Source organism: Spirochaetota bacterium, assembly GCA_038043445.1.
Classification (GTDB): Bacteria; Spirochaetota; Brachyspiria; order Brachyspirales; family JACRPF01; genus JBBTBY01.
In genome coordinates this window covers 1-9,960 of sequence record JBBTBY010000158.1, presented here as the reverse complement: position 1 = coordinate 9,960, position 9,960 = coordinate 1, and the positions used below count along the sequence as shown (strand labels likewise).

The 9,960-nt window shown below is 54.8% G+C and carries 7 protein-coding genes; 3 read left to right on the top strand and 4 right to left on the bottom strand.

Translation table 11 applies throughout. The features are described from left to right. Positions 1-52 precede the first annotated feature (52 nt). Positions 53-781: a hypothetical protein gene (locus AABZ39_19895; GenBank protein MEK6797046.1), complete on the bottom strand. Its 729-nt coding sequence runs from the start codon at positions 779-781 to the stop codon at positions 53-55. Between the two features lie 4 nt (positions 782-785). Further along, positions 786-2,933 carry a DUF1538 family protein gene (locus tag AABZ39_19890; protein MEK6797045.1) on the bottom strand — a complete coding sequence of 716 codons (2,148 nt, stop codon included), beginning with the start codon at positions 2,931-2,933 and terminating at the stop codon, positions 786-788. A 195-nt stretch (positions 2,934-3,128) separates the two neighbouring features. Here AABZ39_19890 and AABZ39_19885 point away from each other — a divergent pair, with 195 nt between their 5' ends. From AABZ39_19885 to AABZ39_19875, 3 genes are all read left to right on the top strand, one after another. Continuing rightward, the gene (locus tag AABZ39_19885; protein MEK6797044.1) at positions 3,129-5,225 is read left to right on the top strand and encodes a DUF1538 domain-containing protein; all 2,097 of its coding nucleotides are present in this window, start codon (positions 3,129-3,131) and stop codon (positions 5,223-5,225) included. A 10-nt stretch (positions 5,226-5,235) separates the two neighbouring features. Then, a complete protein-coding gene (locus AABZ39_19880) occupies positions 5,236-6,330 on the top strand; it encodes a hypothetical protein (protein ID MEK6797043.1) in 1,095 nt (364 codons plus the stop codon). A 72-nt stretch (positions 6,331-6,402) separates the two neighbouring features. Continuing rightward, complete coding sequence (locus AABZ39_19875) at positions 6,403-8,283, top strand: potassium transporter Kup (protein MEK6797042.1); 1,881 nt, start codon at positions 6,403-6,405, stop codon at positions 8,281-8,283. A gap of 47 nt (positions 8,284-8,330) precedes the next feature. On the opposite strand, the gene AABZ39_19870 is transcribed toward AABZ39_19875, so the two are convergent. Both AABZ39_19870 and AABZ39_19865 read right to left on the bottom strand, forming a co-directional pair. Beyond that, positions 8,331-8,684, bottom strand: a complete 354-nt coding sequence (locus AABZ39_19870) for a hypothetical protein (GenBank protein ID MEK6797041.1) — start codon at positions 8,682-8,684, stop codon at positions 8,331-8,333. Positions 8,685-8,800: 116 nt separating this feature from the next. Beyond that, positions 8,801-9,778 carry a magnesium transporter gene (locus tag AABZ39_19865; protein MEK6797040.1) on the bottom strand — a complete coding sequence of 326 codons (978 nt, stop codon included), beginning with the start codon at positions 9,776-9,778 and terminating at the stop codon, positions 8,801-8,803. Between the last annotated feature and the right edge of the window lie 182 nt (positions 9,779-9,960).

The following is a 9,960-nucleotide window of genomic DNA, read 5'->3' as shown; positions in this document are numbered from 1 at the left end:
AACTACGCCAATTCGTATTACCCTGCATCTGATCGATCGCTTTGATGATCTGTTACATTGTCGCCGGATACGGGGATGTCGCTTGAAAGCTCACCTTATTGATAAGTCCCATTTCAACCGGATTGGTGTAGATAAAGCCCATAGCCGGCTGGTCCAGATGCCCGCTGTCCACCATATCTTCGAAGATGCGCTCAGCCTCGGCGGAACCGACCACAAGCCCGATAAATTCCTTTTTGGGATTGATAGTCAGCTGGAGAAAGAATCCTAACCGATCGCGTATCCCGTGCCCGTATCCGAAGGTGATAGTCGGCGAAGGGCTGCCTGCGAGCATGGCACTGTGAGCGATCTCTTCCGCATGATCGAGCTGGCAGATGCAGTTCACGGCGATAAGATCCTTCTGGAACTCGTACTGTGCCGGGGCGGCGGCAGTGCCGCTCGCGGAGAACGGAGCTGGTCCGTTATACCACGTGTCGTGTATCTTCGTAGCGTAAATAGCACCGGCGCCGAAGTAATGGAGCCGCCCCACATGTACCAGGGTATTCATGAGCAGTTCGAGATGCTCTTTCGTCACTATCAGCGTAAGGATATCGAATGAGGGCGATATTCCCGGAAGCGGTATGACACCAAGCTTCTGCTTGTGGAGCACTCCCCGTCCCTTTGCGAGAAAGACGCGCTCAGCCCCCAGTTTCACTGCAGCATCGATGAGCGATCGGCTCTTTTCGGGCTCGACAGTTACGGTGACCTTATAATGATCTTTTGAGTTTTTGTATTGCGCATTCATCGTGTTACTCCGCCGTCTGCAATTCTTTTACCTTGGACTTCCTCGTGCCGAGGAACATCCCCAGAAGCAGGATGTTGAGCACCGGATAGGCCGAGGCAAGCGCCAGCACGCCGAAACCCTCACCCGCGCCGGTAGCGACGCTCAATGAAAGCCCGAGCGCAAGCTTCAAGGGAACGGTCACCGGACCGGTCGTAACGGCACCGCCGTCCCAGGCAATATTAACGAATATCTCCTGATTGAGCACCGTCAGTATCGCCAGAAGGACATAGGGAGGAAGCAGGAGGTACAGCAGATTGATATTATAGAGCAGAGATACGATACCGAGCCCTGCACCGATACCCACGCCCAATGCCACCGCTTGGCTGAACAGGTTCTTTTTGAAAGCGCCCTGTGTCACATCCTCTACCTGCTGACCGAGCACATTGAATGCTGGCTCTGCGAGCGTTGCGCCATATCCCAGTATGACCGCAAAGATGACAACGATCACTTTGCCGATCTCCGTCGGGTAGAGCGATGTCTCGGCCGGGAAAAGCGGCAGATAGTCGAGGAATGCCGCGGGCATTCGGCTTCCCATCTGATTGCCGAGCGTACCAAGGCCGGCCGTCAAGCCGAAAAAGAACAAGGTCAATCCGATTATCGCAAAAACGAGCGCCAGTATTATCTGCTGGATCTGTGGACCCTTGCGCCGCAGAATAAGCATGACGATGAACAGAAAAGCGAATATCGGCAGGATGGCCCGCACTCCGAGCACAAGGGAATCGAGTAATACCGCGGCGCTATTCATATACCCAATACTGGCAAGTATACCGGCGACCTGTTTCTTCATGCCCGGAGGAACATCGCTCTTGAGCGTAATGCTGCCCTTAAGCGCCTTCTCGTCGGTCACCGTTACGGTATATACCCGCTCAAAAATACCGACGGGGCTTTCCCTGAGATTATATCCCAACTCCGTGAGGAGCGCTGGCACCTGCGCGCGTACCTCAGGCCCGAAACCGCGTTTTATCTTTATACTCTGATGCTGATCGCTCACCTCATACGCAGCGAGGAATAATCTCTTTTTTTCAGCCGGCAGTCGCGCCGTTTTGACGGAATAATCCGCATACTTCAGATCGGACGGCAATGTCAGGAGTCGCAGCCGGGGATAAAAGACCGTGAACTCAAGTGCCGTCGGCAATTGTATCTTTTCAGCACCGGCGCTGTCGAGCGCTTCCTTCGCCGCCGCATCGGGTACCGCAGCTGCAGAATGCGTCTCGGTCGCGGGGGCCGCGGCAGCATGCCCTGCCGGAGCGGCGTGCGCGCCAACATTCGTAACAAGGGTACTCGTATGCGCTGCGGGCGCATGATGCCCTTTCGCCCTGAGATCGCTATTGAATGTATAAAGAACGAACGTCAGTATTATCACCGCGGTAATAGGCACGACTGAGATAAGCCCGACCATGCCGAACCCCGCCATCGTGGGATTCATTTTCCCCGAAGCGCGGCAGACACCCACGCCGAGAGCGAGCACGAGCGGACAGAGCACCGGACCGACAATGACAGCGCCGGTATCCCAGGCAAGGCCTATCGCCGATGCGAGCATTTTATCCTGCGAAGCGATTATCGTGAGCACTATGCCGATAAGCACAAGCGGCAGCACTATCGGCTTCAAGCTCCATCCATAGAGAAAACGAAGCGTTCCGATGACCACCGCGACACCGACACCGAATGCGACCGTACCCACCAGTATCATCGGCTTACCGACAAGGAGCATATAGAGAAGCGGGGCATGTTCCTCTTTCAGCTGGGACGCAGCCACCTGAAGGGTGCCGAGCACCGGCTCGCCGAACGATGCCAATATGCCGAGCATGAACGCAAAAATAAGAACGACGATGCTGGGGCTGCTCTTCGGCAGGTTATTGCCAACGATCTCTCCAATGGGGGCCAAGCCTATCCGAATGCCTTCAAGGAAGAACGCCAGCCCGATAAAAACAAGCACGATACCGCCGATGACAAATCCGGTCTGTAGAATACTGTATCGGAGAATGACAAGTTGGAACAGAACTATATACAGACATACCGGCACAACGACAAGCGCCTGCTCCTTGATATTATGATACGCATACGGTATCACAAGCCGCATCTGCTCTTTGAACGATAGATGAACCTTTTCCATTGAAAACCTCTTAGCTCAGTTGAATAAGAAGGATAATCCGCATCACGATCACCGACATGGGTCAGTATATCGCTCCCGTTATGAAACGTCAAGTAAATGTTGAAACAATAAATACGTCAATTCCGTTGCATAAAAAAATCGATGGCTATATAGTGGTGTCAGAAGTCCTTCAGACACCGAAGAGAGGAGATGCGTATGGCAACGCAGCAATCAGCCGGCAAAGTCAAGATCTCGTTCAAGCAGACCGTCGACATGCTCGGCCCCTATGCATGGAAAAAGGTTCTCGATCAGATAAAATCCGTATCGCTTATAGTCGTCTATCTCGTTCTCTTCCAAACCCTCATCCTCGGCGTATCCATATCGCACGCCCTCGTCGTAGCTTTCGGCATTGGCGTTGTGGTCATAGGCCTCGCCCTGTTCATGGAAGGGCTTTTCCTCGGCCTCATGCCGCTCGGCGAAATATGCGGCGTAAAGCTCCCGCAGAAAACCGTTCTCCCGGTCATTTTAATATTCGCTATCCTGCTCGGTATCGGTGCGACGCTTGCCGAACCGGCCATCGGCGTTCTTAAAATGGCCGGATCATCGGTTAAAGCATGGGATGCGCCTCTCCTCTTCCTCATTCTCAATAAAAATTCCGGTTATCTTGTCGCAGCGGTCGGCGGCGGCGTCGGCATTGCCGTCATGTTCGGCATGCTCCGCTTCCTGTACAATTGGTCGCTTAAACCCTTCATATATGTTCTTTATGCCATCGGCGGCGGCATCTCGATATGGGCCTTCTTTGAGCCGAACCTTATTTATGTAACCGGTCTTGCCTGGGACTGCGGCGGTGTGACCACCGGACCGGTCACCGTTCCTCTCGTACTCGCGCTCGGGATAGGCATATCGCGTGTTGCCTCAAAAGGCGACAGCGGCGGTGCCGGAGGTTTCGGCGTTGTCACGCTTGCATCGGCATTCCCCGTTCTCGCCGTCATGGGGCTCGGCATGCTGTTCCTCCCCGGCGTCCCCTTGCCGATGAAGGATGTCGCTTTTTTCAGCGCGGATAATCGTGCGAAAGTGACATCGTTGTTCACCAGTGAAAATGAAATGAGGAACTATTGCCTTAAGAACGCCTCCCCGAAGGCGCAGCTTGCCGCTTTCAACGACGATCCGAAGAACATGCTGAATTACGTCGCCGAACTCGGCACGAATGAATCGATGCGCACGCTCTGTTTCGGAAGCACTGCGGTTTTCACCGACTGGCTTCTCAAGAGCGGCAGTCAGGAACAGCGGCTTGCGGTATACGGCACGCCGGAAAAAGTAAAAGAAGCGATAGAACATTTGCTGGCGAACGCTCCGCCCGCATTCAATTGGAAGGATATATTCACCCGCAACGGTATCGGGGCTGTGCAGGCCATTCTCCCGCTCAGTCTGTTCCTCGTATTGGTATTGCTGCTCGTTCTGCGCGAAAAGATGAAACGCGCCGATGAGATATTCCTCGGGATATTCCTTGCCGTCATCGGCATGTCGCTCTTCAATATCGGCATTGAGCTCGGCCTCTCGCGGCTGGGGAGCGAAGTGGGAACGAAACTGCCCTCCTCCTTCAAAGCGATAGAGATGCCCGAGCAGACACAGAACATCCGTGACTTCGATCCATCCATCGTGAACAAAGCGGTAACGCCGGACGGGACCGTACACGAATTCTTCTATCAGAAGACGAAGGGTTCCTATGCGATGACGCCGTACAAATCCAACAATTTCGATGCGGCAACATCGCAGTACTCATACACGCCGGTACGCGGCCCGCTCTTCGGCTTTGTCGGCGGGCTGATAATGGTGCTCTTCTTTGCGTTCATGATGGGGTACGGGGCCACACTTGCAGAGCCCGCGCTTAATGCCCTCGGTGCGACCGTAGAAGAATTGACCGTCGGAACGTTCAAGAAATCGCTCCTCATGCAGGCTGTCGCCATAGGTGTTGGCGTTGGCATAGCCTTCGGCGTCGTGAAGATCGTATTCGATTGGCCGCTTATCTGGATGCTCGTCCCGCCATACTTGATCCTTGTCGTGCTCACAATCATATCGAATGAGGACTTCGTCAATATCGGCTGGGACAGTGCCGGCGTTACCACCGGCCCGGTAACGGTGCCGCTCGTTCTTGCCATGGGTCTCGGCGTCAGCAGTCAGGTAGGCGTTGTCGAAGGTTTCGGCATTCTCGCTCTCGCATCCGCCTGGCCTATCCTGTCGGTTCTTATCGTCGGGCTCGTTGTCACCATGAAGCGAAAATCAGCGCTCACCGAATCGGTAAAAGCGGCGTAAGGGGAACATCATGCAGACCAGGAAAACGACCCAAATAACCTGCGAAGTGTATAAGACGATATCCAGCCGTGTTGTCGATGCGCTCAAGAAAGCCGGTGTCGCCGATGTGCACATCCAATCGGGGCGCGCTGTTGTGCTGAAGGAAACGAACGGTATATTCGGCATCGGTGCAGGAATGAAGCTGGACGAAGAACCGTCGGAGCTCTTCCGCTGCAATGTCGCGGAAGGAAGCGAGGACGCGGTCATAAAAAAGATGATCGATGCGGCAGATCTTACCGTACCCGGCCGCGGCAGCGTTGTATCTGAAAACATCGCCAGTACCGGCGATCCGTCACAACCGGCGAAAGGCGACGGCCATTCTCTGGCAACAGGCCTTTCCGGCATAACGTGCATCGTACAGCGCGGCCAAGGTGACACCATAGTGCGTGCAGCGCTCGATATGGGGTTTTCCGTCCCGAACATCACCTTCGGCGAAGGTACGGGACTGCGCGACAAACTCGGTCTTCTGCGCATAACGATCCCTGCTGAAAAGGACGTCGTACATATAACGGTTGCCGAACAGGATGTCAATGAAGTGATGAACGTACTTATCGACGCCGGCAAGCTCGATCAGCCGGGCAAGGGATTCATCTATAACTACCCGGTCGCAAAAGGCCTGCTCAACACGAAGATACTCCGCGGCAAGCAGAAACATGCTGCGAGCATCGAGCAGATGATATCCGCGATCGATGATGTCAAAGGCAATACCGAATGGCGCAAACGCAGCGCAGGAACGGGAACGACCGATAAACGCAAATTCCTGAGCGACCTCGTCAATTTCACGCTTATCTGCAATGAAGGCCGCGCCTCCGATCTCGTCCGTGCTGCCATGGGTGTCGGTGCTGCCGGCGCAACGATAAGCAAGCTCCGCTACCTCCGTTTTGACGGCAAGGGGAGCGATACTTCGACGGCTCGTGAGATGAGCGACCTTATCATTTCGCAGGCCCAGGTCGATACGATAGCGAAAGCTATGGAAGAAGCGGGTGTTTTTGACAAGAACACTGCCGGGGTCATCGAGCTGAAGCCGGTGCCGAAGGCATGTACCTATCTCGGTGCAAGCCGATAGTAACATCGCTGATACGCTTTTTGCCTTGCATTTTTTGACGCCGCCTGTACAATTCCCGGCACATCAGCACCCATGGAAACGCCCGAACGAAAACGCATTGCCCCTCTCGCCATAGGCGCCCTAGGCGTCGTATTCGGCGACATCGGGACATCCCCGCTCTACACACTCCGCGAATGCTTTGCCCCGCATTACGGTCTCTCATTCTCGTATGCCGATGTCTGCGGGATACTATCGCTCATATTCTGGGCGCTTATCCTCGTTGTCACATCGAAATACGTCATCTTCATCATGCGGGCGGACAATCAGGGTGAAGGCGGCATACTGTCGCTCCTCGCGCTCATCATAGCCAACCGTGACATTAAAAAGGCGATCGTGCCCATTGTCGTCGTAGGCCTCGTAGGTATGACGCTCCTTCTTGCCGAAGGGATGATAACCCCTGCCATTACCGTGCTCGGTGCCGTGGAAGGCCTCGAAACTGCTGCCGCAGGATTTAAGCCGTTCGTCATACCGATATGCATCATCATTATCGTCGGGCTCTTCCTCCTGCAGCGCCGCGGCACGGGCTTTATCGGCATCATTTTCGGACCGCTCATGATAATCTGGTTCCTCGCGATCGGGGTTCTCGGCGTCAATTCCATCATCAAGTCGCCGGAAGTGCTCTGGGCGATCAACCCGTATTACGCCGTGCAGTTCTTTCTGGCGCACAAACTCGCAGGCGCGCTTGTGCTCGGTGCTGTCGTGCTTGCGATAACCGGGGCGGAGGCGCTCTATGCCGACCTCGGTCACTTCGGGAAATCGCCGATACGCTTTGCCTGGTTGTTCCTTGTGTTCCCATCGCTCATACTAAACTACTTCGGACAGGGGGCAGCCGTACTCCGTCATGGTGAAGCTGCAGTGGCGAACCCTTTTTATTATCTCGCACCGTCATGGGCGCTCTACCCGCTCATCGTGATCGCAACGATAGCCGCCATCATCGCTTCGCAAGCGCTTATCTCAGGCGCGTTCTCGCTCGTTCAGCAGGCCATGCAGCTCGGGTATGTCCCGAAGATGAAAATAGTGCACACATCCTACGCCATGCACGGTCAGATTTATATCCCCACGGTCAATTTCGCCCTCATGTTCGCCTGCGTATTCCTCGTGCTCTTCTTCAAGTCATCGAGCAATCTTGCCGCGGCATACGGCATTTCCGTCATGGGCACCATGACCTGTACCAGCATTCTCTTTACCGTGCTCTCACGGCAGGTCTGGAAATGGCCGCTCATGCTTACGCTCATGGTCTGTATCGAATTCTTCATCGTCGATCTGTCGTTCTTTTCCGCAAACGTCTACAAGGTGGCCAACGGCGGCTGGTTCCCCATCATAGCGGCGATAGTGTTCTTCACGCTCATGCAGACATGGAAACGCGGCAGCACGGAGATACATCGCATCATGTCGGCCGGGAGCGTGCCGTTCGACAATTTTCTCATGGGGCTCGCGAAGAAGCAGTATGATGTCGTGCGCATTCCCGGCACCGCCGTGTTCATGATAGGCAATCTCAAGAACAAGCTCTCCGTGCTTCTGCATCATCTCAAGCACAACAGGATACTGCATGAGACGGTGATAATGCTTTCAATCGGTTTCGAGAAAGTGCCCTCCATCGACCCGGGCGAGCGGCTTACGATAACCCGCTACACCGAGGGATTCGTCGAGATCCGGACACGCTTCGGATACATGGAATCCCCGAAGATAGACGAGGTGATAGATCTCTGCAATAAGAACGGGTTCTCGCTCGACGCCCAGCAGATAAGTTTCTATGTCGGCAGGGTGAGCATCGGCATAAGCGATAAGCCGGGCTCCGCGCGCTGGCCGCGTAAGCTCTTCCGTTTCATGCACCGCAACGCCGAATCCGCCATCGATTATTTCGGCATACCGCCGGGGCGCGTCATCGAAGTAGGCACACAGATAGTTCTTTAAAAAAAGCCCCCGCGTTGCCGCGGAGGCTTTCAGACAGGAACGATATACTATTTCTTCGTTGCGTCTTTTTTCGTTTCTTTCGCGTCCGTCTTCGCCGGTGCTTTGACGTGTGCGCATTCCTTCATGCCTTTCTTCGCGCAGCCCGGGCAGACCTTTGCGGCTTCTGCCTTGACATGCGTGCACTCTTTCATGCCTTTCTTTTCACAGACCGGGCAGACCTTCGCAACTTCCTTGACCTCGGTCTTCGTCGTGACGGCCTTCGCAACAGCCTTCACTTCCGTCTTCGCAACTGCTGCCTTGGCATCAGCCTTGGCTGTCGGAGCGGCTTTCGCGGCATCCGCTGCGAACGCAAAAGCGCCCGCAAGGACCACCGTCGAAAGCATCATGATGAGATGCTTCATAGAGATACCTCCTGAAAATTTCCGATACCAATGATACCGGCCGGGGTGTTGCCCCGAATATGCGTGCGATGATACTACTATCGCAGAGTATGTCAAGCAGCGCGGCAAAATCATCCTCATCCGAGCGAGAATATCGCCCGTGCAATGGTGAAATAATAGAGGAGCGCCATTACATCGCCGAGCGCGAGCGTAAGCGGACCGGCCGCGATGGAAGGGTCCTTGCCGAATGCATGGACAAGGCGAGGCACCACCGCACCGAACGCCGCCGCCGTCAGCATGGCGAGCGTGATGCTTGCAAGCATCACTACGGATGCCGCGGCGTCATGTTTCCAGAGAAAAAGGAATACCGCGACCACCAGCGCCGATGCGATGCCTACCGTGAACGCCGTCATCGTCTCCCGCGCGACCGTGAACGCCGTCTCCCCGAACGATTTCTTCTTCCTGAGACCGGCGAGCGCAAGCGTCATGGACTGAATGCCGATGCTCTCGGCAAGCGCAAGCACGAGCGGCAGAAAAAGCGCGATGATAAGGTATGCAGAAAGCGTCGCATGATACGCATTGGCGATGACGGCGCAGATGACACCGCCCGCGATGGTCGAGATAAGCCACGGAAAACGCGCGGTGAACGAGCGAAAGATGTTCCGGTGCCTGCGTTCGTCGGCGGTGACGCCGATGAGCTGGAACACGTTCTCGCGCGCCTCGCGATCGGTCAATTCGAATATTTCGTCGGAGAACAGGTTCACATCGACGACACCGAGCATCCTGCCGTGCGAATCGATGACGGGGAATGCGAGGAACCGGTACATGATGAAGAATTCGCAGGCATCCGAAACGCTCGCCGTATGCGGGAGCGATATTATCGACGGCTCGATGATATCACGTACACGGGCATCAGGTTTGCTCGTCAAAAGCGACCGTGTCGATACGATGCCGGTAAGCCGCTTATGGGCATCGAGGACATAGAAATACACTATCTTTCCGGGGAGCTTCTTCGTGCGGAGCCCGGCGAGCGCACGGGATATGGTCGCGTCATGCGGGAGCGAGACATAATCCTGTTTCGTATAGTTCAGTATCGGTTCATCGAGCTCGGCCATGATATTTCCTTACCATTGTTGTCTCTCCCCCATACTACAATAGAAAATAGAAATTGTGAATACAGCGCTTGCGCATAGCTTGCGCGGCGAGTGTTTTTTTTTGCAGTGAAATGTTCTGATCGATCGCCGCCAAATTAAGAGGGATAGACACGAATTGCACGAATAACCACGAATAATTCGTG